Origin of the sequence: Shinella fusca (genome assembly GCF_014203155.1) — a bacterium.
In the GTDB taxonomy this organism is placed as follows: Bacteria; Pseudomonadota; Alphaproteobacteria; order Rhizobiales; family Rhizobiaceae; genus Shinella; species Shinella fusca.
Genome location: NZ_JACHIK010000011.1, coordinates 1 through 25,228 on the forward strand (window position 1 = coordinate 1; position 25,228 = coordinate 25,228).

Below are 25,228 nucleotides of genomic sequence, written 5' to 3' on the forward strand. Positions count from 1 at the left end.
AGAAACCTTAGAGCGAGTGAACTGGCCGCCAGAAGCGCCCAACGCCCTCTCGATGAGCGGCGTTATAAGCCCACCCCCAGCGATACGTCAACAGGGGGAGGAAAGAAAAATCAGAAAAAATTCCAGTTTCCGAATTGTTAAGCACAATCAACGGATTGGCGGTGCATAGACTGAATGTCGGGGATAAGGACCAGCCCGGCGCTTGACTCTTGCCCAATTCGGGAAGCCGCCCGGCACGTAAAAGGGGCGGCATCCGCGGATGTCGCCCCTTCCGTCATATTCCGTCCTCATGCCCTGCGGAACAGGCCCGCGATCAGGGACAGGACCAGAAGGGCCAGGAAGACGAAGAACAGGATCTGCGCGATACCGGCCGAGGCGCCGGCAATGCCGCCGAAGCCGAGCAGGCCGGCAACGAGGGCGATGACGAGAAACACGAGAGCGTAATACAGCATTTTCGAACTCCTTCGTTGTATCGCAGGAGAAACGGAGGCGGATTGAAAAGGTTCCGGAATTCCGCCTTCACCCCTCCCCTTCCCCCAAAAGAAACCGCCGCACCCTTGCGGGATGCGGCGGCGCATGGGAAGCCGGCAGGCGGAGAGCCTAGTGGCGGCGCGTCCAGTCGTCGATCTGCCGCTCGGCCTCATCCTTCGCAATGCCGTAACGCTGCTGGATCTTGCCCGAAAGCTCGACGCGACGGCCCTGGATGACGTCGAGGTCGTCATCGGTGAGCTTGCCCCACTGGGCCTGGGCCTTGCCCTTGTATTCGTTCCACTTGCCTTCGATGATGTCCCAGTTCATGTCGCTGTCCTTTCTGTTGCGTTGAGCGGATGGCGTTGACGCAAAAGACAATCTTCCGGGCCGCGAAAAGTTCCGGGCTTAGGGAAGCCGGGCCTCTCCTTTCACGGGCTGCGCCGTCGCGACGATGACATCGCCGGATGGCGGCGCGACGAGGCGGACATCGACGACCAAACCGCTTTCCTTCGTCATGCGCCAACTGATCTCGACGTCCTCCTCGGTCCAGGCCGGATCGATGGCGGCGCAGCGGCCGTGCACGATCCTTGCGCCATCGCCGGCGCTGCCGATGGCGAGCGGCAGGACGCCGACGCAGTCTTCCATGGTCTCGTAGGCGACCTGCGGCGCGGCCAGCTCCCCGCAGGAAAGGCCGCCCTTGCTGCAGCCGACCAGAAGCATGATTGCGGCGATGTGCTCCATCTCGCTCTTCCTTCCTGTGCGTTCCTGCGGCAGGCAACGGAGCGGAGGCCGGAAGGTTCCCGGGACGGCGCGGTCACGTCGATGTCACTTTTACGGGAACAAAATCCGTTGTTGCCCGTTTTCGGCCCAACGCTGGACAGCGAACAGGACGCGAAAGGAAGCGCAGATGCTCGGTACCATTCTTCTCATCATCCTCATCCTCCTCCTGATCGGCGCCCTGCCGAACTGGGGTTACAGCCGGAGCTGGGGTTACGGCCCGTCCGGCGGGCTCGGCCTCATCGTCGTCATCCTTCTCATCCTCGTCCTCATGGGACGCATCTGACCCCGTCAACCCAACCTGGAGCAGGAACCATGAAGAATACAATCATCGCGATTTGCCTTGCCGCGTCCTCCCTGACCCTGGCCGCCTGCAGCGAGACCGAACGCGGGACCGCGATCGGGGCGGCTTCGGGCGCCATCATCGGCGGTGCGGTGACCGGACGGGCGGGCGGCGCGCTGGTGGGGGCCGCCGTCGGCGGCACCGCAGGCTATCTCATCGCCCGCTCCGACCGGCGCGGCTATTGCCTCTATCGCGACCGCTACGGCCATCGCTACGAAGCCCGTTGCCGCCGCTAACCGGCACAGGCCAGCAAAAAAGGGAAACGGGCCTTGCGGCCCGTTTCCTCATGTCCAGATGCGGGAAGTTGGATGATCCTAAGGACAACTCTTCGCTCGACGTTCAGCTTCGTCGAGCTTTTCCAGAAGATCGAGCAGGCGGTCGGGCACGGGCTCGGTCTCGATCACGTCATAAAAGGATTTCAGCTTGCGGCCGATCGCACCGTTCGGGTCGAAAGCCTTCGCGGGAGCGGCGGCACCGCCCCGTTTTTTGTCTTTGCCGGACTCGATCATGGTCTTGTTTCCATCGCCTGCCGACCGCTATCTTCCTTTTGCCCAATATTCTCAATAGCAAGTCAGACTCAGCATGCTACCAATAGGTTTCCGCATCATGAACTCTAGCGGAAACGGTTCCGATGCGGAACACATTCAGGGAGAACGAAATGTCACTTTCCACCCGTATCGCACCGCATCTCGCCTATCTGAGGCGGTTTTCCCGTGCCGTCACGGGTTCGCAGACCTCCGGTGACGCCTATGTCGCGGCGATGCTGGAAGCGCTCGTGGCCGATATCGGCCTCTTTCCGGACGGCCGCAGCGACCGGATCGCCCTCTACCGGCTCTATTGCACGCTGTTCGACAACCTCGACGTGACGCTGCCGGACAATTCCTCGCCCTTCGGCTGGGAGCGGCAGGCCGCCGCCAACCTCGCCAACCTGCCGCCGGCCGAGCGAAAGGCCTTCCTGCTCGTCGCCGTCGAGGGCTTCGACATCGCCGAGGGGGCCGACATCATGGACGTTTCGGAAGAGCGCTTCGGCGAACTGCTCGACGAGGCCTCGCGCGACATCTCCCGGCAGGTGGCGACCGAGATCATGATCATCGAGGACGAGCCGCTGATCGCCATGGACATCGAGGACATGGTGCGGGGGCTCGGCCATACCGTGACCGGCATTGCCCGCACCCATTCCGAGGCGGTGGAGCTCTATCACCGCACCTCGCCGCGCATGGTGCTCGCCGACATCCAGCTCGCCGACGGCAGCTCGGGCATCGACGCGGTAAACGACATCCTGAAGAACAGCACGATCCCGGTGATCTTCATCACCGCCTTCCCGGAGCGGCTTCTGACCGGCGAGAAGCCGGAACCGGCCTTCCTCGTCACCAAGCCGTTCAACCCGGACATGGTGAAGGCGCTGATCAGCCAGGCGCTGTTCTTCGACGAACAGGCGCGGCTCGCCAAATCCGCCTGAATGCAAAAGGCCCGGGAAACCGGGCCTTTTCTTTTTTACCGTCAGGCGACGCGCTTGCGCCGTTCGACGCGGGCGCGGATGGCGTCGATGTCGACGCGGGGCGTCGCGGCGAAGAGGGTCTTCGTGTAGCTGTGCTGCGGATCGTCGAAGACCTGGTCGCGGCTGCCGTATTCCACCGCCTCGCCGAAATACATCACCATCACGTCGTCCGCGATGTGGCGCACGACCGAGAGGTCGTGGCTGATGAAGACGTAGGTGAGGCGGAACTCGTCCTGCAGGTCGGCGAGGAGGTTCAGCACCTGCGCCTGCACCGAAAGGTCGAGCGCGGAGACCGGCTCGTCGAGCACCAGGAGGCGCGGATTGAGCATCAGCGCGCGGGCGATCGCCACGCGCTGGCGCTGGCCGCCGGAGAACATGTGCGGGTAGCGCCCGTAATGCTTCTCCTCGAGGCCCACCTTCTTCAGCATGGCCATGGCGCGATCGCGCCGCTCGCCCGCCGGCACCTTCGTGTTGATGACCAGCGGTTCCGTCAGGATGTCGCCGATCTTCTTGCGCGGGTTCAGCGAACCGTAGGGGTTCTGGAAGACGATCTGCACCTTGCTGCGCATCTCGGAGGTCAGCGGCTCGCTGGCGATATCGACCTTGCGGCCGTCGATCAGCATCTCGCCCTCGGTGATCGGGTCGATCATCGTGACCATGCGGGCAAGGGTGGACTTGCCGCAGCCGCTTTCGCCGACGATGGCGAGCGTCTTGCCCTCCTCGACCGTAAAGCTCACGCCCTTGACGGCGTGAACGGTCTTGGCCGGCTTCATCAGGCTGCCGGGGATGTGGTAGTCGCGCTTGAGGTTCTTGGCTTCGAGCACTGGGGTCATCGCACGGCTCCCGCGAAAATCTCGGCGTCGGTCAGCTTTTCCGTGATCGTCGGCAGGCGGCCGCCCGTGGCGTTTTCCGGCAGGGCCGAAAGAAGGGCCTTGGTGTAGACGCTTTTCGGGGCCGAGAAGAGCGAGAGCACGTCGGCCTGCTCGATCTGCCGGCCCTTGTACTGCACGATGACGCGGTCGGCGGTTTCGGCGACGACGCCCATGTCGTGTGTGATGATGATGAGGCCCATGCCGTGCTCGGCCTGCAGCTTCATCAGAAGGTCGAGGATCTGCTTCTGGATCGTCACGTCGAGCGCGGTGGTCGGCTCGTCGGCGATCAGGAGCTTCGGATTGCAGGCAAGGGCCGTTGCGATCATCACGCGCTGGCACTGGCCGCCCGACATCTGGTGCGGATAGTGGCCGAGGCGCTCTTCCGGGTTCGGGATGCCAACGGACTGGAAGAGCTCGATCGCCCGGTCGCGGCGCGCCTTGCGCGAAAGATCCGTGTGGATGCGCAGCACTTCCTCGATCTGGTAGCCCACCGTGAAGCACGGATTGAGGCTGGCGATCGGCTCCTGGAAGATCATGGCGATCTCCCGGCCGATGATCTTGCGGCGCTCGGCGTCCGACATCGACTGCATGTCGCGGCCGTTGAAGGTCAGCACGTCCGCCGTCACCTTCGCCGTCCAGGGCAGGAGGCCCATGGCGGCGAGCATGGAGACGGACTTGCCCGAGCCGGATTCGCCGACGATGGCGAGCACTTCGCCTTCGTCGACCTTGAGGGAGACACCGTCCACCGCCCGGAAGGGGCCGGAGGCCGTCTGGAATTCGACGGTGAGGTTTTTGATTTCGAGAAGCGACATCACGACCTCTTCAGCTTGGGATCGAGGGCGTCGCGCAGGCCGTCGCCCATGAGGTTGATGGCAAGCACGGTGATGAGGATGGCAAGGCCGGGGAAGGTGACGACCCACCAGGCGCGCTGGATGAATTCGCGCGCTTCGGCGAGCATCGTGCCCCATTCCGGCGTCGGCGGCTGGGCGCCCATGCCGAGGAAGCCGAGCGCCGCCGCGTCGAGGATCGCCGAGGAGAAGGCGAGCGTCGCCTGCACGATGAGCGGGGCGAGGCAGTTCGGCAGGATCGTCAGGAACATGAGGCGGAGCGTGCCGGCGCCGGCGACCTTGGAGCCGACGACATAGTCCTTCGATTTCTCCGCCATCACCGCCGCGCGCGTCAGGCGCACGAAATGCGGCTGGTTGACGAGCGAGATGGCGATCATGGCATTCAGGAGGCCCGGCCCCAGAACCGCCACCAGCACGAGAGCGAGCAGCAGCGAGGGGAACGCCAGGATGATATCCATGATGCGCATGATGAAGGTATCGACCTTGCCGCGGAAATAGCCGGCGACGAGACCGATCAGCACGCCCGAGACCACCGACAGCGTCACGACGACGAGACCGATGAAGAGCGAGAAGCGCGCGCCGTAGATGAGGCGCGAGAGGATGTCGCGGCCGACCGCATCGGTGCCGAGGATGTGGCCCCAGGTGCCGCCCTCCTGGAAGAGCGGCGGCAGGAGCAGCAGTTCGCGGTTCTGGACGCTCGGATTGTGCGGCGCGACGAAGGGCGCGAAGACCGCGACGACCAGGATCACCAGGAAGATGAAGAGGCCGATGACGGCGCCCTTGTTGCGCGAGAAGTAGAACCAGAATTCCGAGAGGCCCGAGGGCGGCGTTCCGCCCGTCTTGGCCTCGGTGGTGTTGGAAACAGCACTCATGGAATTGCCTCCTAGTGCCGGATACGCGGGTTGACCCAGCCGTAAAGCAGGTCGACCACGAGATTGACGATCATGATGACGGCGGCGATCAGCATCAGCCCGCCCTGCACCACGGCATAGTCGCGCTTGAAGACGCTGTCGACCATCCACTTGCCGATGCCCGGCCAGGAGAAGATCGTCTCCGTGAGGATCGCGCCCGCCAGGAGCACGCCGACCTGCAGGCCGATCGTGGTGATGACGGGGATCATCGCGTTGCGCAGCGCATGGATGCCGATGACGCGGAAGGGCGAGAGGCCCTTGGCGCGGGCGGTGCGCACGAAATCCTCGCCGAGCACTTCGAGCATGGCCGAGCGGGTCTGGCGGGCGATGACCGCGAGCGGGATCGTCGCGAGCACGACCGTCGGCAGGATCAGGTAGGTCAGCGCCGACTTGAACGCCCCCGCCTGCCCCGACAGAAGGCTGTCGATCAGCATGAAGCCGGTGACCTGCGGGAAGAAGTACATCAGCGAGATGCGTCCCGAGACCGGCGTCCAGCCGAGATAGCCGGAGAAGAAGATGATGAGCAGCAGTCCCCACCAGAAGATCGGCATCGAATAGCCGACGAGCGCGACGCCCATGATCGACTGGTCGAGCCAGGTCCCCCGTTTCACCGCCGCGAGCACGCCCGCCGGGATGCCGAGGGCGACGGCGATGATGATGGCGCAGAGCGACAGTTCCAGCGTTGCCGGGAAGAGATTGATGAAATCGTCGAGAACCGGACGCTTGGTGACGATCGACGAGCCGAAGTCGCCCGAGAGCAGGCCCGTGAGATAGTCGAAATACTGGGCGTACATGGGCCGGTCGAGGCCGAGCTGGTGCATGAGCTCGGTATGCCGTTCCGGCGACATGACGCGTTCGCCCGACATCAGCATGACAGGGTCGCCCGGCAGCAGTCGAATGAAGGAGAACGCGATGAGCGATACCCCGAGGAACGTGGGTATCAGGACGGCGAGCCGTCCGAAGATGAAGCGCAACATGGGAGCCAATCCCTTCTTTTTTGAAAAACCGGCGGCCCGAATGTCTTCGGACCGCCGGCCATTGCACGCTCTTTGCGGCGTGCCTTTCTTCTGCCGATCTTACTCGGCGATGTCTACACCGTCAAAGCGGTGAATGCCCAGCGGGTCCATCTTGAAGCCCGAGACCTTCTTGCTCATCGGCACGACGACCAGCGAATGGTCGAGGGTGTTCCAGGGCGCTTCGCGCTTGAAGATGACCTGGGCTTCCTCGTAGAGCTTCGTGCGCTCTGCAACGTCGGCGGTTTCCTTCGCCTTCGTCATCAGGTCGTCGAACTCCTTGTTGCACCACTGGGCGCGGTTGTTGCCGCCGACGGCATCGCAGCCGAGCAGCGTGTCGAGGAAGTTGTCCGGGTCGCCGTTGTCGCCCGTCCAGCCGAGGATGGCCGCGCCGTCACGGTCCTTGGCGGAGGAGAGCTTCAGGTACTCGGCCCATTCGTAGGAGACGATCTCGGCGGTGACGCCGATCTTGGCAAGGTCCGCCTGCATCAGTTCCGCCGCGCGGCGGGCGTTCAGCATGTACGGACGGGCGACGGGCATCGCCCAGATCTTCATCTTGAGATCCTTGACGCCAGCCTCTTCGAGCATCTTCTTGGCCGCTTCCGGATCGTACTTGTCGTCTTCGACGGCGTTGTTGTACGACCACATGGTCGGCGGGATCGGGTTCTTGGCGACGGTCGCCGCACCCTGGAAGACCGCATCGACGATGGCCTGCTTGTTGACGGCCATGTTGAGGGCCTTGCGGACCTCGACCTTGTCGAACGGCGGAACCAGCGTGTTGTAGGCGAGGTAGGCGACGTTCAGGCCTTCCTGCTCGAGAACCTGCAGGTTCGGGTCGGTCTTGAGCTCGGCGACGTCGGCGGCGTTCGGATAGGCCATGATGTGGCACTCGCCGGCCTTCAGCTTCTGCGCGCGCACGGCGGCATCCGTCGTGATGGCGAAGACGAGGTCGTCGATCGGCTGCTTGCCGTTCCAGTAGTCGGGGTTGGCCTTGTAGCGGATTGCCGCATCCGTCTGGTAGGCGACGAAGGTGAAGGGACCCGTGCCGAGCGGCTGCTGGTTCAGCAGTTCCATCTTGCCGTCAGCCTGCAGCTTGTCGGCATATTCCTTGGACATGATGGAGGCGAAGTCCATGCCGAGGTTGGCGAGGAACGGTGCTTCCGGGCGCTTCAGCACGAACTTGACCGTCAGGTCGTCGACCTTCTCGATATGGTCGATCAGGTCGGGGAAGCCCATGCCGGCAAAATATTCCCAGGAGGCGCCGGCCACGTACTTGTTCCACGGATTGTCCGTCTTGTACTGGCGCTCGAAGGAGAAGATGACGTCGTCGGCGTTCAGCTCGCGGGTCGGGGTGAAGTAGTCCGTCGTCTGGAACTTTACGCCCTTGCGCAGCTTGAAGGTGTATTCCTTGCCGTCAGCCGATACTTCCCAGCTCTCGGCCAGGCCCGGTTCCAGTTCCGTGCTGCCGTGCTTGAACTCGACGAGGCGGTTGTAGGCGGTGCGCGAGGTGGCGTCGAAGGTCTGGCCGCCCGTGTAGAGGCCGGGGTCGAAGCCTTCCGGCGAGGCTTCCGAGCAATAGACCAGCGTCTTCGACCAGGCAGCAGTCGCCATCAGCGAGGCAAGCGCCGTCGCTGCGAGGAGAGTAGTCAGCTTTTTCATATTGAGCTTCCCAGGTTTGCTTTTTTGTTCTCTTGTGCGGGCTCGGGTGCGTTTCCAGCCCCGACCGTGCGCGGATGGAACGACATTTGCCGCAGGATTGCAATAAGTCCGCGGACAAATTTGTCCAAATGGAAAACCTCGCAGAATATTCTTCTCCACAGCATTGGAAGACGGCCGCGAATCAGGCCCGCCGCCCCCGTCAATCCCCACCAGGACGGATGGCGGGGGCGCCGCAGCCGTGCCATATGGGCACAACGAGGCGAAAGGGGCTGCCCTTTGCCGTTTCATTCCGTGGCGGCGGAGCGAGACGACAAGGCGAAGGGCGCCCCGGCTTCGTTTTTCCCCTTTCTTATCAGATAGTTGAATAGCGGACGGCAAGAAAATGCCGTGCGTGTGCGAAATTGTCCGGTAAAACCCTTTGCTGCCGGAGATTGCGGCGCTAGATTGATCGCGTGGAACCCGGGGGTGGAGGCCACGTGCCCGTACTGGACAGACACTTCAGGCGATACGATTTCGAAGGCGATCTGGAGAAAGCTCTCAATCGCGTCGATTTCTTTCGCATCTTTCATACGATGGCCCTGCGCTACGGCTTCGAGCATTTCGGCGTGCTCCAGCTCGCCAACGAGCACGAGACCAGCCTTCTCGCCAGCCGCCTGCTGCTGCACGACCTGCCCGCGGGGCTGGCCGAGACCTACGACAAGCGCTACCGCTTCAACGATTCCGCCTTCTTCAAGAGCTTCTACAAATCGACGATCCCGACCGTCTGGCGCGCCTCGGACCGCCCGGAAAACGGGCTGCGCGAGGGTTCGGACTTCCTCGACCAGATCGGCTTCGACATGGCGCTGTCCATTCCGGTGCATTCGGTCGCCGGCACGCGCTATGTCGTGCTCTTCCTCGGCGATGGCGAGGATATCGAGCGCGACGCGCATTTCGAGATCTGCTACGAGGCCAATTGCGCCTTCGACTACTATTACCGCCAGGTGCTCGCCAACAAGGCCGGCATGGGCCTCACCCCGCGCGAGACGGAGATCCTGCGCTGGATCTCCTACGGCAAGACGGCGAGCGAGATCGCGCTGATCGTCTCGGTTTCCGAGCATACGGTGAACTCGCACACCGCGACGATCCTGAAGAAGCTCGACGTCGTGAACCGCACGCAGATGGTCGCCAAGGCGATCCGCGAGCAGATCATCCAGTAGCGTCCCGAAACAGGTCAGCAATGTTACGGATAACAGGAGTGAGGGACTTGTTAATATTCGCCGCCTGAACGACAGTAGCCGCGGTTTTCCGGGGCCTGCCGCCCTTTTGACGCAACCAGGTTCATCTACCGCCATGACTGCACAAGTGCATATCCTGCTCGTCGACGACGACCCTGCGGAAAACGTCATCCTCAGCGCGCTGATGCGCAAGGTGGCGAGCTACGCGATCAGCCTGCACTATGTCGAGACGGTGGATGGCGCGCTCGACTTCATCCGCGCGGCGGGCGTTCCCCTCGACATGATCCTGATGGACAACCGGCTCCAGCCGCAGGCGGATTTCCGCGAGACCGTGCCGGAGCTGCGCCGGGCCGGCTATATCGGCCCGGTCGGCGTCATCTCGTCGTCGATCAGCGATGCCTATTTCCAGAAGATCGACGACTACGGCGTCGACTTCCGCATCGACAAGGCCGAGCTGGACCCGACGGCCATCGAATTCATCCTGCAGGAATATGTGAAGCGCGACGCCGGCGCCGGGATCTGATCGCCCGTCGTCCGCGATCGCCGGGCGGCGTCAGGCCGCCGGCTGGCGGGCGGCCTGCGCGTGGTCGAGGCCGAGCAGCATGCCGATCTGCGGGCGCGCCTTGACGAGGTCGTCGATCGTGTACTGCTGGAGCACTTCGAAGAAGGCGTTCAGCGCCTTGCGCAGCGCGGCGTTGAGGCCGCAGCTATCGACGAGCGGGCATTCGATCTCGCCGGCCTCGAAGCATTCGGCCATGGCGAAGGAATCCTCCGTCACGCGCACCACGTCGAACAGCGTGATCTCGGTGGCGGACCTGGGCAGGCGCACCCCGCCGTTGCGGCCGCGCACGGTCTCGATGATGCCCGCGCGCGTGAGCGGCTGGAGGATCTTGAACAGGAACAGCTCGGAAACGCCGTAGGCACGTGCGATTTCGGGAATGCGGCTGAGCTTGTCGCCGTTCGCTGCGCAGTACATCAACATGCGCACGGCATAGTTCGTTTGCTTCGTCAGACGCATGGGAAACTCCGAATCCGGCCTTTGATGCACCACATATAGGACAGAAGCACGTTTAGAACAATTCCAAAAAGCGGAAAAACACATTCATGTTTATATGGGCGCATCATTGCCCGCCTGAGCCCGGTTTGCCGGCGTCGTTCCGGCGATGGGGGATGCCCCAAATCCCGCAATGCAAAAGGGCTCCCGGTGGGGAGCCCTTTCGGCAGTCGGATCGCGATGATCACTTCATCGTCGGCATGGAGAACTCGGCGCCGTCCTTGATGCCCGACGGCCAGCGGCTGGTGATCGTCTTGGTGTGGGTCCAGAACTTGATCGAGTCCGAGCCGTACTGGTTGAGGTCGCCGAAGGCGGAGGACTTCCAGCCGCCGAAGGAGTGGTAGGCGAGCGGAACCGGGATCGGAACGTTGACGCCGACCATGCCGATGTTGATGCGGCTGGCGAAGTCGCGGGCAGCATCCCCGTCGCGGGTGTAGATGGCGACGCCGTTGCCGTATTCGTGTTTCATCGGCAGGTCGAGGGCTTCCTCGTAGTTCTTGGCGCGCACGACCGACAGGACCGGGCCGAAGATCTCGGTCTTGTAGATTTCCATGTCCGGCGTGACGTTGTCGAACAGGCAGCCGCCGACGAAGTAGCCGTCCTCATAGCCCTGCAGCTTGAAGCCGCGGCCATCGACGACGAGCTTGGCGCCTTCTTCCACGCCCTTGTCGATGAGGCCGAGGACGCGGGCCTTGGCTTCCTTGGTGACGAGCGGGCCCATGTCGGCCTTCTCGTCGGTATAGGGGCCGATGCGCAGGCTCTCAATCATCGGCGTCAGCTTCTCGACGAGGCGGTTGGCGGTTTCCTCGCCGACCGGAACGGCAACCGAGATCGCCATGCAGCGCTCGCCGGCCGAGCCGTAGCCGGCGCCCATCAGGGCGTTCGCGGCCTGGTCGAGATCGGCATCGGGCATGATGACCATGTGGTTCTTCGCGCCGCCGAAGCACTGGGCACGCTTGCCGTTGGCAGCGGCCGCGCCATAGACGTAGCGGGCGATCGGCGTGGAGCCGACGAAGGAGACGGCGGCGATGTCCGGATGGGCGAGGATCGCATCGACCGCGCCCTTGTCGCCGTTGACGACATTGAGGATGCCGGCGGGCAGGCCCGCTTCCATCATCAGTTCGGCAAGGCGGATCGGCAGGGACGGATCGCGCTCGGAGGGCTTCAGGATGAAGGCGTTGCCGCAGGCGATGGCCGGGGCAAACATCCACATCGGGATCATGCCCGGGAAGTTGAACGGCGTGATACCGGCGCCGATGCCGAGCGGCTGGCGGATCGAATACATGTCGATGCCCGGGCCGGCGCCCTCGGTGAACTCGCCCTTGGAAAGGTGCGGGATGCCGATGACGAATTCGCACACTTCCAGGCCGCGGATGACGTCGCCCTTGGAATCTTCCACCGTCTTGCCGTGCTCGCGGGAGATCAGGACGGCCAGCTCTTCCATGTTCTGGTTGAGGAGCTCGACGAACTTCATGAAGACGCGGGCGCGGCGCTGCGGGTTGGTGGCGGCCCATTTCGGCTGCGCGGCCTTGGCGGCGTCGACGGCGGCCTGGAGCTCGGCGGGGCTCGCCAGCGCGACCTTCGCCTGAACCTCGCCCGTCGCGGGGTTGTAGACGTCCGCGGTGCGGCCGCTCGTGCCGGCAACCGGCTTGCCGTTGATGAAGTGTCCGATCTCACGCATGGGGAGTCCTCCTTTGTTGTGGGCGGATCATCGCACTACAATTTGCACAACTCAATCGCCTCGTCTAAGGAACCGTTGTGCAGAAATTATAGCCGGAGGCGCCCATGAACTGGGACGACGTGCGCATGTTCCTCGCCGTTGCCCGCACGGGGCAGCTGCTCGCCGCCTCCCGCCGGCTCGGCGTCAACCACGCGACCCTCAGCCGCCGCGTCAGCGCGCTGGAGGCGGCGCTGAAGACGCGCCTTCTCATCCGCCGCACGAACGGCTGCGACCTCACCGCGGAAGGCGAGGCCTTCCTCGCCGCGGCCGAGCGCATGGAGACGGAGATGCTGGCGGCGCAGGCGCGCATCGGCCGCATCGACGCGGCGGTCGCCGGCACCGTGCGGGTCGGCGCGCCGGACGGTTTCGGCGTCTCCTTCCTCGCGCCCCGCCTCGGCCGGCTGACGGCGCGCCATCCCGAGCTGAAGATCCAGCTCGTGCCGGTGCCGCGTTCCTTCTCGCTGTCGCAGCGCGAGGCGGACATCGCCATCACGCTGGAGCGACCCGAGCAGGGCCGCCTCGTCTCCTCCAAGCTCACGGACTACACGCTCGGCCTCTATGCCTCGCGCGGCTACCTTGCGGAGAACGGCACGCCGGAGACCGTGGAGGACCTCAAGGCGCACCGGCGGATCGGCTATGTGGAGGACCTGATCTTCACCGCCTCGCTCAACTTCACCGGAGAGATCATGCGAAGCTGGGATGCCGGCTTCGAGATTTCCAGCGCGACGGGCCAGACGGAGGCCGTGCGCTCCGGCGCGGGCATCGGCATCCTGCACGACTATATCGCGCGGCAATATGGCGAGCTCGTCCGCCTGCTGCCGGCCACCTCCATCCGCCGCGCCTACTGGACGACCTGGCACGAGAGCGCGCGCGACCTCGTTCGCGTGCGCACCGTCGCCGAATTCGTGCAGGAACTCGTGCAGCAGGAGCACGGCATCTTTCTCTAGGCGGCATGCACCGGCATGCGCGCCCTTGCCACGATGACGATGCCGGCAAGCGAGACGAGAAGGCCCGCCGCCATCGCCCAGGACAGCGGCTCACCGAACATCAGCCAGGCCCAGATCATCGTCACCGGCGGGCTGAGATAAAGCACCGCCGTCACCCGCGCCGGCGAGGATTTGCGCAGCGCGAGGTAATAGAGGCTCCAGGCGCCGAAGGTAGCGACGAAGACCAGCCAGAGGATGCCGCCGGCAAAGCGCGCCTCCATGACCGGCAGCACGCCGCCCTCATGCCAGGCAAGGCCCGCGAAGATTGCGGACGCCGAAAGGCATTGGATGCAGAGGCTCTGGTAGACCGGCATGGCGTTCACGGCGCTGCGCTTCTGCAGGAGGGTCGCAAGCGCCAGCGAGAGCGTGCCGAGGACGGGAAGCCCGTAGGCCCAGAGCGGCACGTCCGCCACCTTCAGCGACCAGCCGGAGGCGATGAACACGCCGGCAAGCCCGATGAAGGAGCCGATCCACTGGCGCCCCGTCAGCGCCTGCCCGAGGATCGGCCAGGAAAGGAGCGCGACGGCGAGCGGCAGCATGTCGGTGATGAGCGCGGTAAGGCCGGTCGGCACGCCCATGCCGATGGCGAGCGCGAAGCCGGAAAGATAGCCGGCCATGGCAAGCGCCCCGAGCAGCATCTGGAAGGCGACGTCCACTATACGCAGGCGCGGCCCCATCGCCAGCGCGAAGGGCAGCAGGACGAGCCCCGAAACGAGGCTGCGCCAGAGAAGGATCAGGAAGATCGGCGCATGGTCGCTGGCAAAGCGCACGCCGATGAAGCCGGCGCTCCAGCACACCACCAGCGCGGCCTCGACGAGGACGATAAGAACAAGGCCCCGCAAACGGCCGGATAGACGGGGCGGCGGCGAAGCAAGACCGGCGGCGCTCACAGGCTGTCCACGATGGAAGCGGCGATCCTGCGCGCCGCCTTCAGCCGCCCGTCGTGTCCGTCGAGGCCGGCCCGGGCCATCGCGCCTTCCAGCACGAAGGAAAGATGCTCGGCCGTCTCCTCGATCCTTGCTCCGGCCTCCGGCTTCATATCGCCCAGGTAGCCCCGGAAAAGCTCTTCCACCTCTTCCTTCTGGAAGGCCACGGTCGCCCTGCCGGCATCGCCGACGGGCAGTTCCGCCGCGGCATTGAGAAGGCCGCAGCCGCGAAAGCCCCAGCCGTAGGCGAGTTCCGCATGGTCGACATAGGAATCGAAGACGGCGAGCAGCTTGTCGCGCGGCGTTTCGGCCTTCGCCAGCCGCATCTCGAAAAGCCCGTGCCATTCCTCCAGCCGCGCATCGAGGTAGGCTTTCACGAGGTCCGCCTTGGAAGCGAAATTGTTGTAGAGGCTCATCTTGGCGACGCCCGCATGGGCGGTGATCGTATCGATCCCCGTCGCCCCCACCCCGTCACGGTAGAACAGCTCCGCCGCCGCCTTCAGCAGCCGCTCGCGCACCGGCACCCGCTCGCCCATTCCGCCCTCCAGACATTATGTAGACCGATCTACCTAATTTCCCGGTGCTGTCAAGGCGCACAGGCGCAACGGGTCCAGGCGCTGAATGGTATAGAGAGAATGGATGGGAGAAGAATGGTACGGTTGGTGGGAATCGAACCTACGACCTCAGGTGCCACAAACCTGCGCTCTAACCAACTGAGCTACAACCGCACAAGGCGCGCATCCGGCGCGCTTGGTGCGTCACATACGGGCAGCCGCACCTTTTATCAAGCCTTTTTTGCGAGGCTCCAAACGAAAATGGCCGGGCGATCGGCCCGGCCATTGTCTCATGCGGCCCTTGCCGGCGCGATGCGCGGCTCAGACGGTCTTGAAGGACTTCATGGCCTTTTCGGCAGCGGACTTGCCGGGGGCGGAGACCTTCTCGGCGACCTTCTTGGAGGTTTCCTGGAGGCCCTTGGCCTGCTCGACGACGACTTCGGCCTGCTTGCGCAGGAAGGCGGTCTGCAGCTCGAAGAGTTCGGCAACGGACTTCACGCCGAGCAGGGCTTCCATGTGCGAAAGCGAGTTCTCGGCATTGGTGCGAAGGGCTTCGATGGCCTTGAGGCCGAGTTCGACGGAGCCGGCCTGCGCGCTTTCGAGCGTCGCTTCAACGGTCTTCGTGGCGTCTTCGGCGGCTTCCTTCATCTTGGCATAGGCTTCCTTGGTCTGCGCTGCGCCCTTTTCGGCGAAGTCGCGGAAGCTCTCGGAGAACTTGGCCGGGTCGATGGATGCGATGGAAAATACGTCGTCGGTCTTCTTGGTAGCCATGTCATGCGCTCCTTTGTTTGGCCCTCTCAGAGGCGCCGGGTTCGGGGATGCCGTCTATATAGGCTCTTTTCTTTCGCATTGCAACAATTTTGTGCGCTGCACAATAATCCTCTCGGGAACCGATGATGCCGTTAACCCTTTCGCCTGAAAGCCCGGGGCTTTGCGGCCCCGCCGCTGGACCCCTCCCCCGGGGGCCGCTATTAATAAAGCGTTAATCGAAGACCGGGACGCCGGAAGCCAGATACAGGCCTGAACATGTCCGCAAAGCAGTATCCCTTTATCGACGTCGCCGTCCACGAGCGGGTGCGCCTGCCCTTCGCAAGGGGCGAGGCCGTCGTGCTGTTTTCAAGGGACATGGCGCGCGTGCTCTGGTCGAACGGGCGCGGCGCGGCACTCTTCGGCGAAGAGAACATCTACGACTTCCTCGATGCCGGCCCGGACCGCACCGACGTCGCCTTCCGCCAGCTTGCCGCCACCGCCGGGCAGGTACGGACGCCCGGCGAGCGGCGGGCCTTCGTCATGCGCATCGGCAACGGCTTCCGCAGCGTGCCGGTGAACGCTGCCGTCGAGGCGGTGACCCTTCGTCCCGGCGAGGATGCGATCCTCTTCAGCGCGCCCGTCGCAGATGGCGGGGCGGAGGAAGCGGCCGCGGCCATGCTCGCCGGCTTCGACGATCCCGACACGCACATGGCCGTGCTCGACGGCGAAGGCGCCGTCGTGGCCGCCTCGGAGGGTTTCGCGGCGCTTGCCATCAGCCCGGAGACGCGCCGCGCCCTGGTGGAGGCGGCCGGCCGCAGCGCCGAGCGCCTCGTCAAGCGCCCCATCGCCACCGGCCTCGGCCACCTGCCCGCCGCCATCGGCCGCATTTCCGACGATCCGGCGCTGCACCTTCTCTTCGCCGTCGAAACCATTCTCGGCCATCTCGATCCCGACGAGGACGAGGCCGCACCCGAGGTGCACGCCGAGCCCGAGCCCGTCGTCCCGGCGGAGGCATCGCCGGAGGAAGCGGCCGAGCCGGCTTCCGTCTCCGAGGTCGCCGCCCACGGCGACGAGACGGCGCGCGCCTACGCGCTTGCCGAGGAGGACGAACTGGAGGCCGCAGAGTTCTCCGCCGCCGAAACGGAAGATGTGCCGGACGCGGTCGACGCGGCTCCTGTCTCCGTCGATGAGATCGTCCCCGAAGACCACAGCCCTGCCGACGAGGCGGACGAAACGGCAGGCGGCTTCATCTTCAATCCGCAGGGCAGGCCGATCCGCTTCGTCTGGAAGATCGACGCCGAAGGCCGGTTCAGCGAGGTTTCCGACGAATTCTCCGCTGCCGTCGGCCCGCATGCCGCGGCCATTGCCGGCGAGCGCTTCACCGACGTCGCCGCCCGGTTCGACCTCGATCCCGAAGGCAAGATCGGCGACCTGCTGCGCCGGCGCGACACCTGGTCGGGCAAGACGATCCTCTGGCCGGTGGAAGGCACGCGCCTCGTCGTGCCGGTCGACCTCGCCGCCCTGCCGACCTATTCGCGCAACCGCGAATTCGACGGTTTCCGCGGCTTCGGCATCGTGCGCATCGCCGATGCGACCGAGGACGCCCATGCCCGCGGCCTGACGCTCGGTGCGGCCGAGGCCGAGGACGCAGCCCCGGCGGAAGAAGCAGCCGCCGAAGAGGAAACGCCGGTCTTGGACGATGCGGCCGGCGACGCCCCGGCAATGGAAGCGCAAGAGCAGCCCTCAACGCCGCCCGCCGACGAAGAGGATGCCTTCCGCGGCGAGCGCCCTGCCCTTCGCCTCGTCGAGAACCCGAGCCGCCGGCAGTCGGACAAGGTGGTGCAGCTCGAAACGCGGCGCAACCGCGGCGGCCTCTTCGACGGCCTTTCCACCGGCGAGCAGGCAGCCTTCCGCGAGATCGCCCGCCAGCTCGGCGAGACCTTCGGCAAGCGCAAGCCGGATGACCGTCCGCCGGGCGACCCGATGGGCGCTGCCGGAGAGACGGAAGAGAAGGCCCCTGAAGAACACGGCGCCGCCGAGGAGCCGGCGGAGGAAATGCCCGGCCTCGAAGTCGGCCCCCATGCCGACGACATGCTGGCCGAAGATCACGGCGGCGACCGCGCGGCCATCGCGCCGCCGCGCCGGCAGATGGACTACGGCCTCACGGCCGCCGTCGTCGACGCGCTGCCCGTCGCGCTGCTCGTCCATGTCGGCGACCGGCTGATCCACGCCAATCCGGAATTCTTTCGCCTGACCGGCTACGGCAGCATCGGGGACCTCGAAGCCTCCGGCGGGCTCGACATCCTGCTGGCCGGCCCCGACGAGGACACGGAAGACGGCAGCGGCACGATGAACCTGCGCCATGCGGACGGGGAGACGACGAGCGCGGTGCGCGCCCGCCTCCAGTCGATCCGCTGGGAAGACGGCACGGCCCTCCTCCTGGCGCTGACGCCGGCGCATGAAAAGCCGGTGCTCTCGCTGGTCGAGACCGCGCCCGCCCCGGCGGATGCAGACGAGCGCACGGGCGAGCAGGCGGCCATCTCGGCGCTGCGCATCGAGGTCAGCGAGTTGCGCTCGATCCTGGAGACGGCGACGGACGGCGTCGTGGTGGTGGGCCAGGACGGCGACATCCGCTCGATGAACCGCTCGGCGAGCGCCCTCTTCAACTATGACGAGGACGAGACGCGCGGCCGGCCCTTCGCCATGCTCTTCGCCCATGAGAGCCAGAAGGCGGTGCTCGACTATCTCGCGGGCCTCTCCGGCCACGGCGTCGCGAGCGTTCTCAACGACGGGCGCGAGGTGATCGGCCGCGAGGCTGCCGGCGGCTTCATTCCCCTCTTCATGACGATGGGGCGCCTCTCTTCGTCTTCCGGCTATTGCGCCGTCATCCGCGACATCACGCAGTGGAAACGCACCGAGGAGGAGCTGCGCAACGCCAAGCGCGCCGCCGAGACGGCGAACGCCCACAAGAGCGATTTCCTCGCCCGCGTCAGCCACGAGATCCGCACGCCCCTCAACGCCATCATCGGCTTTTCCGACATGATGGCGACGGAGCGCTTCGGGCCGATCGGCCATCCGCGCTATATCGAATATGCCAACGATATCGGCCGATCCGGCCGGCACGTGCTCGACATCGTCAACGACCTCCTCGACATTTCCAAGATCGAGGCGGGCGAGATGGAGCTGGAATTCACGGCGGTCGGGCTCAACGAGACGATCTCGGAGGCCGTGTCGCTGGTGCAGCCGCAGGCGAACGCCCAGCGGGTCATCATCCGCACCTCGCTGTCTGCCAATGTGCCGCAGATCGTCGCCGACCTGCGCTCGATCAAGCAGATCGCGCTCAACATCCTGTCGAACGCCATCCGCTTCACGCCGGCCGGCGGGCAGATCGTCGTGTCCACCGCCTACGAGGCGAACGGCAGCGTGGTGCTGCGCATCCGCGACACCGGCGTCGGCATGACGCGCAGCGAGCTTGAACAGGCGATGAAGCCCTTCCGGCAGGTGACGACGGGCGCGCGCAAGCGCGGCGACGGCACCGGCCTCGGCCTGCCGCTGACCAAGGCGATGGTGGATGCCAACCGGGCGAGCTTCGCCATCAGCTCCACGCCCAACGAGGGCACGCTGGTGGAGGTGGTCTTCCCTTCCCCGCGGGTGCTGGCGGACTGAGGCGGCAGGATCGCGGATAAAAAAGAGGGCGGCATGCGCCGCCCCGATAGTTTGAATGCTGTCCAACAAAAGCGTGGGTGAACGGCTTCATGCCATCGGGGCCGGGAGGACCGGAACGCCCATCATCGGGCGCGCTCAAGTTGGCACGACCTTGCGCCGTCCCGGCTTAACGAATCCTTACCTGGCCCGTTCCGGCACAGCGCCTGCGTTCACAACTTCGCAAACTTGGTTAACGCGGCGTGGCCATCCGTTAACGTTCACGTCCTCAGGACGGCGAGATCGGCAAAGAGCGCCAGCGCCTCGGGATTGGCGAGCGCTTCCTTGTTCTTCACCGGCCGGCCATGCACCACCTCGCGCACCGCAAGCTCGACGATCTTGCCGGACTTGGTGCGCGGAATATCGGCGACCGCAACGATCTTCGCCGGCACATGGCGCGGCGAGGCGCCGGTGCGGATCTTCGTCCTGATCTTCTTTTCCAGCGCCTCGTCCAGCGTGACGCCGGGGGCAAGGCGCACGAAGAGCACGACGCGCACGTCGTCGTCGAAGTCCTGGCCGATGCAGAGCGCTTCGGCGACTTCCTCCATCTGCTCGACCTGGTTATAAATCTCCGCCGTGCCGATGCGCACGCCGCCCGGATTGAGCGTAGCGTCGGAGCGGCCGTGGATGACGATGCCGCCATGGCTCGTCCACTCGGCGAAATCGCCGTGGCACCAGACATTGTCGAAGCGCTCGAAATAGGCGCCGCGATACTTGGCGCCGTCCGGGTCGTTCCAGAACATGACCGGCATCGAAGGGAAGGCCTTGGTGCAGACGAGTTCGCCCTTTTCGCCGCGCACCGGCCGGCCGTCCTCGTCCCACACATCCATGGCAAGGCCGAGGCCGGGGCCCTGGATCTCGCCGCGCCAGACGGGTTTCAGCGGAATGCCGAGCACGAAGCAGGAGACGATGTCCGTGCCGCCGGAGATCGAAGCGAGCTGCACGTCCGGCTTGATGCCCTCGTAGACGAAGGAGAAGCCTTCCGGCGAGAGCGGCGAGCCGGTGGAGGTGAGGAGCCGCAGGCTGGAAAGATCGTGCGTCGTACGCGGCGTGAAGCCGCCCTTGCGCACGGCGTCGATATATTTGGCGGAAGTGCCGAAGACGGCGAATTTCTCCGCCTCGGCATAATCGAACAGCACATTGCCGTCCGGATGGAAGGGCGAGCCGTCGAAGAGGCAGAGCGTCGCGCCCACGGCAAGGCCGGAGACCAGCCAGTTCCACATCATCCAGCCGCAGGTGGTGAAGTAGAAGAGACGGTCGCCTTCGGTAAGGCTGCAATGCAGGTTGTGTTCCTTGAGGTGCTGCAGCAGCGTGCCGCCCGCCGAATGCACGATGCATTTCGGCACCCCCGTCGTGCCGGAGGAAAAGAGGATATAGAGCGGGTGGCGGAAGGGGAGCTGCGCGAAGGTCAGCGGCCTGGCGTCATAGGCCGCCGTCAGCGCTTCCAGCGTGCGCCCGTCCGGCAGGGCGGCGGCAAGCGCTTCGGCATCGCCCGCATAATGCACGACGAGGACCGGCACGCCGAGCTTGCCGGCAACGGCCTTCACCTTGGCAGAGACGTCCTGGAGCTTGCCGGCATACCAGTAGGCGTCGCAGGCGATGAAGAGCTTCGGCTCGATCTGGCCGAAACGGTCGAGCACGCCCTGCTCGCCGAAATCGGGCGAACAGGAGGACCAGATGGCGCCGAGCGAGGCGGCGGCGAGCATCAGGGCGATGGTCTCCGGCATGTTCGGCATCATGGCCGCCACACGATCCCCCTCGCCGATGCCCATGGCGGAAAAGGCCTGCTGGAGCTTCGAGACCCGCGCGCGCAGATCGTCCCAGGACCAGCGGTAGGAGACCTTGTCCTCGCCGCGGAAGACGATGGCGTCGTCCGGGCCCGCCTTCTTCAGGAGGTTTTCGGCGAAGTTCAGCCGACCCCCGGGGAAGAACCGCGCCTCCAGCATGCGCTCGCCGTTTTCGAGCGCGATGCCGCCCTTCTCGCCCACGGCGCCGCACTCGTCCCAGACGGCGGTCCAGAACGCGGCCCGGTCTTCCACCGACCAGGCGTGCAGGTCATCATAGGTCCTGAAATCGCGCCCGGCCTTCGCGCCGGCGGCCTTCATGAAGAGCGCCATCGGGCTCTTTGCCAGGATGTCTGCCGAAGGTTCCCACAAGGGCATTTCTGACGTCATGCTGTCCTCCACTCCATGGCCTGATATAGCATGTTGCGCCGCGGTATAAAGCGCCGAACGCCGGATCGCGCCGTCGCCGCGCGCAATTCCGCCACGGCGGCATTTGATTTCTTTCGCCCGAGCGCCTATCCCCGTTCGACCTGAGACATGAATGCGCCCGGCAGAGGAACTGCGCCTGAATGAGCCTTTCCCGTTTCCTACGATCGAAGCGCCTGTGGCGGACGGCCCTTGCCGTGCTTCTCGTTGTCGCCGGCCTGCGCATCGCCTTTCCCTTCCTCGTGCAGACGGAGGCGGTGCAGCGCGGCATCGAGCAGGCGCTGGAGGACTGGACGGGCGCGAACGTACATGTCGGCGAGCCGGCGGAATTCTCCTTCTGGCCCTATCCGCGCGTGACGCTCGGCCGCGTCAGCTTCGTGACCGAAGAGGGCGAGGAGCTGGCGAAGGTCGAGGCCGTTTCGGCGAACTTCGATCTCCTCGGCGCCATGCGCGGCCAGCCGGCCTTCAGCGATTTCGAGCTCGCGCGGCCGGTGGTGCATATCGGCTGGAAGGCGGACGGCACCCTCAACTGGCGCCACAGCGGCTGGCTGATCGAGGCGATCGACGCCACCGCCAAGGCGGCCGAGGGTCAGCCCGCCGCCGCCCTGCCCGACCAGCGCATCGGCACGATCGACCTGCGCGACGGGATCGTCGACATCACGCGCGCAGACGGCAGCCGGCATCGCGTCACCGACATCGACGGCAGCATCACATGGCCGACCCTCGGCCGGCGGCTCGCACTTTCGCTTTCCGGCGTCGTCAACGGCGAGTTGACGCGCGTGACCTTCGCCTGCGACAAACCCCTCCTCCTGCTTGCCGGGCGGAACGCGGACGTGCATGCCGGCCTCACCGCCGATCCCGCGACGATGAATTTCGAGGGGGTCGCCAACCTTTCCGACAATGCCTTCGTTTCCGGCGCGCTGCAGCTTGCGACGCCCTCGCTCGCCCGTCTCCTCGTCTGGCAGGGCAAGGATATTCCGGCGGTCGGCACTGTGGGGCAGGTCGCGCTGGAAGCGAAGGTCGCGACGTCGGGCTATTCCGCCAAGCTGGAGGACGTCCAGCTTACGCTCGACAATGCGCAGGCGACCGGCGTCCTCGACATCGCCATGCCGCCGGAGGGCGTGCCGCAGCTCGGCGGAACGCTCGCCTTCGACCGGATCGACCTGCGCGCCTTCCTGACGGCCTTCTCGCCGCTTCCCGGCACCGATCCGAATGCACCGACGATCGATACGGCCTTCATCCACCAGTTCGGCATGGATCTCCGGCTTTCCGCCAAGACGGCCGACTTTTCGCCCTTCTCCCTTCAGGACCTTGCCGCCGGCATGCGCATCGAGAACGGCCGCGCCTCCTTCGACATCGGCGACAGCACCTTCCTTGAGGGGCGCATGACGGGGCGCATCACGCTGGCCGAGCAGGGTTTCCGCGGCGGCGGCCAGTTGCAGATGTCGCTCGGCAATGTGGATATCGGCGCTATCGTCAGCACACTCGGCCTGCCCGGGCCGCTTCCCACCGGCATCGGCTCGGCGGATTTCGAGCTTTCCACCGACCGGCCGCTCTGGGCGACGACGGCCTCCGACATGTCGGGCCGCTTCCAGCTCCGTATGGGCCAGGGCACGCTCACCCATTTCAACCGCAAGGCCTTCGAGGAGCGGGCGGCGAAGAACACCTTCTTCAATATCTCCGAGGCCGCCGACGGCTCCTTCGACTTCACGCGGGCGGAGGTCGACGCGCGGCTGAACCGCGGGCTTGCCGAACTGGTCAAGGCGGAAATCGAAGGAAGCGGCAGGCTGCTCGCCCTTTCGGGCATGATCCCCTATCGCACGGGCAGCGTGGCGCTGGCCGGCCGCCTTGCCGAACGGACGGCGGACGGGACGGCGCCCGCCAATCCCCCCATCAGCTTCTTCGCCGGCGGCTCCTGGCCGGACCCGGTGATCTCGCCGATCTCCATCCTCACCGGCGAGGACCCCCGCCGGCAGGATTGATCATCGTCCGGCGAACGCGGCCTGTTCGTCGCGCTGGCGCTGGATCTCGCGCCGCTTCGTCATGACCGAGGCGATGACCACGCCGATGGCGACGAGGCCGATGAGGATGGTGCAGGCCGCGTTGATCTCCGGCGTCACGCCGAGGCGCACCTGGCTGTAGATCTTCATCGGCAGCGTGGTGGCGCCGGGGCCAGAGGTGAAGCTGGCGATCACGAGGTCGTCGAGCGAGAGCGTCAGCGCCAGCATCCAGCCGGAAAGGACGGCCGGCGCGATGACCGGCAGCGTCACCTCGAAGAAGGTCCTCACCGGCGTCGCCCCGAGATCCAGCGCCGCTTCCTCGATCGAGCGGTCGAAGGAGAGCAGGCGCGACTGCACCACCACCGTCACGAAGCACATCGAGAAGGTGATATGCGCCAGCGTCACCGTCCAGAAGCCGCGGTCGAAGCCGATGGCGACGAAGAGCAGGAGCAGAGAGAGGCCGGTGATGACCTCCGGCATGACGAGCGGCGCATAGACCATGCCGGAAAAGAGCAGCCGGCCGCGGAAACGCGTGTAGCGCGTCAGCGCGAGCGCCGCCATCGTGCCGAGGACGGTGGCGATGCTCGCGGCGAGCAACCCCACGCGGACCGTCACCCAGGCGGCATCCATCAGGCCCTGGTTATGGAAGAGCGAGACGTACCATTTGAACGAGAAGCCCGCCCAGACCGTGACGAGCTTGGACTCGTTGAAGGAGAAGATCACCAGAAGGACGATCGGCAGGTAGAGGAAGGTGAAGCCGAGGACGACCGAGACGATGTTGAAACGCGACCAGCTGTTCATCGGCTTACCTCCCCTGCTCTTCGGCCTTGGCCTGCGCATTCTGGAAGAACACGATGGGCACGACCAGGATAAGGAGCAGGATGGTGGCGACAGCGGCGGAGACCGGCCAATCGCGGTTGGCGTTGAATTCCGTCCACAGCGTCTTGCCGATCATCAGCGTCTGCGACCCGCCGAGAAGGTCGGGGATGACGAACTCGCCGACGGCCGGGATGAAGACGAGCATGCAGCCCGCGACGATGCCGGGAATGGAAAGCGGGAACGTCACCTTCCAGAAGGCGGTGATCTGCGGGCAGCCGAGGTCCTGCGCCGCCTCGATCAGCGTGTTGTCCATCTTCTCCAGCGCCGAGTAGAGCGGCAGCACCATGAAGGGCAGGTACGAATAGACGATGCCGATATAGATCGCCCAGTTGGTGTTCATGATGATCAGCGGATCGTGGATGACGCCGATGCCGATGAGGAACTGGTTGAGCAGCCCCTCGGGTTTCAGGATGGCGATCCAGGCATAGACGCGGATGAGGAAGCTCGTCCAGAACGGCAGGATGACGAGCATCAGCAGCGTCGGTCGCAGCGAGCGCGGCGCCTGCGCCATGCCGTAGGCGATCGGATAGCCGATCAGGAGCGTGATGAACGTCGAGAGCGCGGCGATCCACACGCTCGATATATAGGCGTTGAAATAGAGCGCATCCTCGGTCAGCCAGACGAAATTGTCGAAATGGAACTGCCCGATCTTCGCCCACAGGCCGGAAAGGCCGTCCGACAGCGCGAAGACCGGCGTATAGGGCGGCTGGGCGATGGCGGTCGTCGAGAGCGAGATGCGGAAGACGATGAAGAAGGGGATGAGGAAGAAGAAAAGCAGCCAGGCATAGGGAATGATGATGACAAGGCGGCTGAAGACGGCGGAGCCGAGCTTGTTCATGTG

Annotated in this window: 26 protein-coding genes and 1 tRNA gene; 8 read left to right on the top strand and 19 right to left on the bottom strand. The window is 65.2% G+C overall.

Going from position 1 to position 25,228, the window contains the following annotated elements:
- Positions 1-287: 287 nt before the first annotated feature.
- The 3 genes from HNQ66_RS15600 to HNQ66_RS15610 form a co-directional block, all read right to left on the bottom strand.
- Positions 288-452 (bottom strand): DUF1328 domain-containing protein, encoded by a 165-nt coding sequence (locus HNQ66_RS15600; protein ID WP_184145096.1) that lies wholly within the window; start codon positions 450-452, stop codon positions 288-290.
- 148 nt (positions 453-600) lie between these two features.
- A complete protein-coding gene (locus HNQ66_RS15605; protein WP_184145097.1) occupies positions 601-798 on the bottom strand; it encodes a CsbD family protein in 198 nt (65 codons plus the stop codon).
- A 78-nt stretch (positions 799-876) separates the two neighbouring features.
- A complete protein-coding gene (locus HNQ66_RS15610; RefSeq protein ID WP_184145098.1) occupies positions 877-1,212 on the bottom strand; it encodes a hypothetical protein in 336 nt (111 codons plus the stop codon).
- A gap of 166 nt (positions 1,213-1,378) precedes the next feature.
- Here HNQ66_RS15610 and HNQ66_RS15615 point away from each other — a divergent pair, with 166 nt between their 5' ends.
- Both HNQ66_RS15615 and HNQ66_RS15620 read left to right on the top strand, forming a co-directional pair.
- A complete protein-coding gene (locus tag HNQ66_RS15615; RefSeq protein WP_184145099.1) occupies positions 1,379-1,534 on the top strand; it encodes a DUF3309 family protein in 156 nt (51 codons plus the stop codon).
- Between the two features lie 29 nt (positions 1,535-1,563).
- The gene (locus tag HNQ66_RS15620) at positions 1,564-1,827 is read left to right on the top strand and encodes a YMGG-like glycine zipper-containing protein (RefSeq protein WP_184145100.1); all 264 of its coding nucleotides are present in this window, start codon (positions 1,564-1,566) and stop codon (positions 1,825-1,827) included.
- Positions 1,828-1,905: 78 nt separating this feature from the next.
- Here the strand turns inward: HNQ66_RS15620 and HNQ66_RS15625 are convergent, their stop codons facing one another.
- A complete protein-coding gene (locus HNQ66_RS15625) occupies positions 1,906-2,100 on the bottom strand; it encodes a NepR family anti-sigma factor (protein ID WP_184145101.1) in 195 nt (64 codons plus the stop codon).
- A gap of 149 nt (positions 2,101-2,249) precedes the next feature.
- On the opposite strand from HNQ66_RS15625, the gene HNQ66_RS15630 reads away from it, so the two are divergent.
- Positions 2,250-3,050 carry a response regulator gene (locus HNQ66_RS15630; protein ID WP_184145102.1) on the top strand — a complete coding sequence of 267 codons (801 nt, stop codon included), beginning with the start codon at positions 2,250-2,252 and terminating at the stop codon, positions 3,048-3,050.
- A gap of 41 nt (positions 3,051-3,091) precedes the next feature.
- On the opposite strand, the gene HNQ66_RS15635 is transcribed toward HNQ66_RS15630, so the two are convergent.
- The 6 genes from HNQ66_RS15635 to HNQ66_RS15660 form a co-directional block, all read right to left on the bottom strand.
- Positions 3,092-3,922, bottom strand: a complete 831-nt coding sequence (locus tag HNQ66_RS15635; RefSeq protein WP_184145103.1) for a dipeptide ABC transporter ATP-binding protein — start codon at positions 3,920-3,922, stop codon at positions 3,092-3,094.
- Positions 3,919-4,773: an ABC transporter ATP-binding protein gene (locus HNQ66_RS15640; RefSeq protein ID WP_184145104.1), complete on the bottom strand. Its 855-nt coding sequence runs from the start codon at positions 4,771-4,773 to the stop codon at positions 3,919-3,921. The genes HNQ66_RS15635 and HNQ66_RS15640 overlap by 4 nt, the downstream gene beginning before the upstream one ends.
- Complete coding sequence (locus HNQ66_RS15645; protein WP_184145105.1) at positions 4,773-5,681, bottom strand: ABC transporter permease subunit; 909 nt, start codon at positions 5,679-5,681, stop codon at positions 4,773-4,775. Before HNQ66_RS15645 ends, HNQ66_RS15640 begins: the two co-directional genes overlap by 1 nt.
- An 11-nt stretch (positions 5,682-5,692) precedes the next feature.
- The gene (locus HNQ66_RS15650; protein WP_184145106.1) at positions 5,693-6,697 is read right to left on the bottom strand and encodes an ABC transporter permease subunit; all 1,005 of its coding nucleotides are present in this window, start codon (positions 6,695-6,697) and stop codon (positions 5,693-5,695) included.
- A gap of 99 nt (positions 6,698-6,796) precedes the next feature.
- A complete protein-coding gene (locus HNQ66_RS15655; RefSeq protein WP_184145107.1) occupies positions 6,797-8,392 on the bottom strand; it encodes an ABC transporter substrate-binding protein in 1,596 nt (531 codons plus the stop codon).
- A 284-nt stretch (positions 8,393-8,676) separates the two neighbouring features.
- Positions 8,677-8,991 carry a hypothetical protein gene (locus HNQ66_RS15660; RefSeq protein ID WP_184145108.1) on the bottom strand — a complete coding sequence of 105 codons (315 nt, stop codon included), beginning with the start codon at positions 8,989-8,991 and terminating at the stop codon, positions 8,677-8,679.
- On the opposite strand from HNQ66_RS15660, the gene HNQ66_RS15665 reads away from it, so the two are divergent.
- Positions 8,965-9,588: a helix-turn-helix transcriptional regulator gene (locus tag HNQ66_RS15665; protein WP_184145109.1), complete on the top strand. Its 624-nt coding sequence runs from the start codon at positions 8,965-8,967 to the stop codon at positions 9,586-9,588. The genes HNQ66_RS15660 and HNQ66_RS15665 overlap by 27 nt on opposite strands.
- Before the next feature lie 133 nt (positions 9,589-9,721).
- A complete protein-coding gene (locus HNQ66_RS15670) occupies positions 9,722-10,129 on the top strand; it encodes a response regulator (RefSeq protein ID WP_184145110.1) in 408 nt (135 codons plus the stop codon).
- 30 nt (positions 10,130-10,159) lie between these two features.
- Here the strand turns inward: HNQ66_RS15670 and rirA are convergent, their stop codons facing one another.
- Entirely contained in the window at positions 10,160-10,624 is a 465-nt protein-coding gene (rirA, locus tag HNQ66_RS15675) for an iron-responsive transcriptional regulator RirA (protein ID WP_184145111.1), read from the bottom strand.
- A gap of 220 nt (positions 10,625-10,844) precedes the next feature.
- On the bottom strand, positions 10,845-12,341 hold the full coding sequence (locus HNQ66_RS15680; protein WP_184145112.1) for a CoA-acylating methylmalonate-semialdehyde dehydrogenase: 1,497 nt from the start codon (positions 12,339-12,341) through the stop codon (positions 10,845-10,847).
- A gap of 104 nt (positions 12,342-12,445) precedes the next feature.
- Here HNQ66_RS15680 and HNQ66_RS15685 point away from each other — a divergent pair, with 104 nt between their 5' ends.
- Complete coding sequence (locus HNQ66_RS15685; RefSeq protein ID WP_184145113.1) at positions 12,446-13,327, top strand: LysR family transcriptional regulator; 882 nt, start codon at positions 12,446-12,448, stop codon at positions 13,325-13,327.
- Here HNQ66_RS15685 and HNQ66_RS15690 read toward each other — a convergent pair.
- The 4 genes from HNQ66_RS15690 to HNQ66_RS15705 all read right to left on the bottom strand — a co-directional run bounded on the left by HNQ66_RS15690 (position 13,324) and on the right by HNQ66_RS15705 (position 15,617).
- Positions 13,324-14,256 (bottom strand): EamA family transporter, encoded by a 933-nt coding sequence (locus HNQ66_RS15690; RefSeq protein ID WP_184145114.1) that lies wholly within the window; start codon positions 14,254-14,256, stop codon positions 13,324-13,326. The two genes, HNQ66_RS15685 and HNQ66_RS15690, sit on opposite strands and share 4 nt — an antisense overlap.
- Positions 14,253-14,828, bottom strand: coding sequence for a TetR/AcrR family transcriptional regulator (locus HNQ66_RS15695; RefSeq protein WP_184145115.1), 576 nt, complete (start codon positions 14,826-14,828; stop codon positions 14,253-14,255). Before HNQ66_RS15695 ends, HNQ66_RS15690 begins: the two co-directional genes overlap by 4 nt.
- A gap of 115 nt (positions 14,829-14,943) precedes the next feature.
- Positions 14,944-15,020: transfer RNA gene (locus tag HNQ66_RS15700), tRNA-His, on the bottom strand.
- 147 nt (positions 15,021-15,167) lie between these two features.
- Entirely contained in the window at positions 15,168-15,617 is a 450-nt protein-coding gene (locus tag HNQ66_RS15705; protein WP_184145116.1) for a phasin, read from the bottom strand.
- Between the two features lie 255 nt (positions 15,618-15,872).
- Between HNQ66_RS15705 and HNQ66_RS15710 the strand changes: the two genes are divergently transcribed.
- Complete coding sequence (locus HNQ66_RS15710; RefSeq protein ID WP_184145117.1) at positions 15,873-19,262, top strand: ATP-binding protein; 3,390 nt, start codon at positions 15,873-15,875, stop codon at positions 19,260-19,262.
- Between the two features lie 257 nt (positions 19,263-19,519).
- Here the strand turns inward: HNQ66_RS15710 and HNQ66_RS15715 are convergent, their stop codons facing one another.
- Positions 19,520-21,472, bottom strand: a complete 1,953-nt coding sequence (locus HNQ66_RS15715) for an acetoacetate--CoA ligase (RefSeq protein ID WP_184145118.1) — start codon at positions 21,470-21,472, stop codon at positions 19,520-19,522.
- Positions 21,473-21,651: 179 nt separating this feature from the next.
- Between HNQ66_RS15715 and HNQ66_RS15720 the strand changes: the two genes are divergently transcribed.
- Entirely contained in the window at positions 21,652-23,490 is a 1,839-nt protein-coding gene (locus HNQ66_RS15720) for an AsmA family protein (RefSeq protein ID WP_184145119.1), read from the top strand.
- Here the strand turns inward: HNQ66_RS15720 and HNQ66_RS15725 are convergent, their stop codons facing one another.
- Both HNQ66_RS15725 and HNQ66_RS15730 read right to left on the bottom strand, forming a co-directional pair.
- On the bottom strand, positions 23,491-24,309 hold the full coding sequence (locus HNQ66_RS15725) for an ABC transporter permease (RefSeq protein ID WP_184145120.1): 819 nt from the start codon (positions 24,307-24,309) through the stop codon (positions 23,491-23,493). It abuts the gene before it with no gap.
- Positions 24,310-24,313: 4 nt separating this feature from the next.
- Complete coding sequence (locus HNQ66_RS15730; protein ID WP_184145121.1) at positions 24,314-25,225, bottom strand: ABC transporter permease subunit; 912 nt, start codon at positions 25,223-25,225, stop codon at positions 24,314-24,316.
- Positions 25,226-25,228 lie beyond the last annotated feature (3 nt).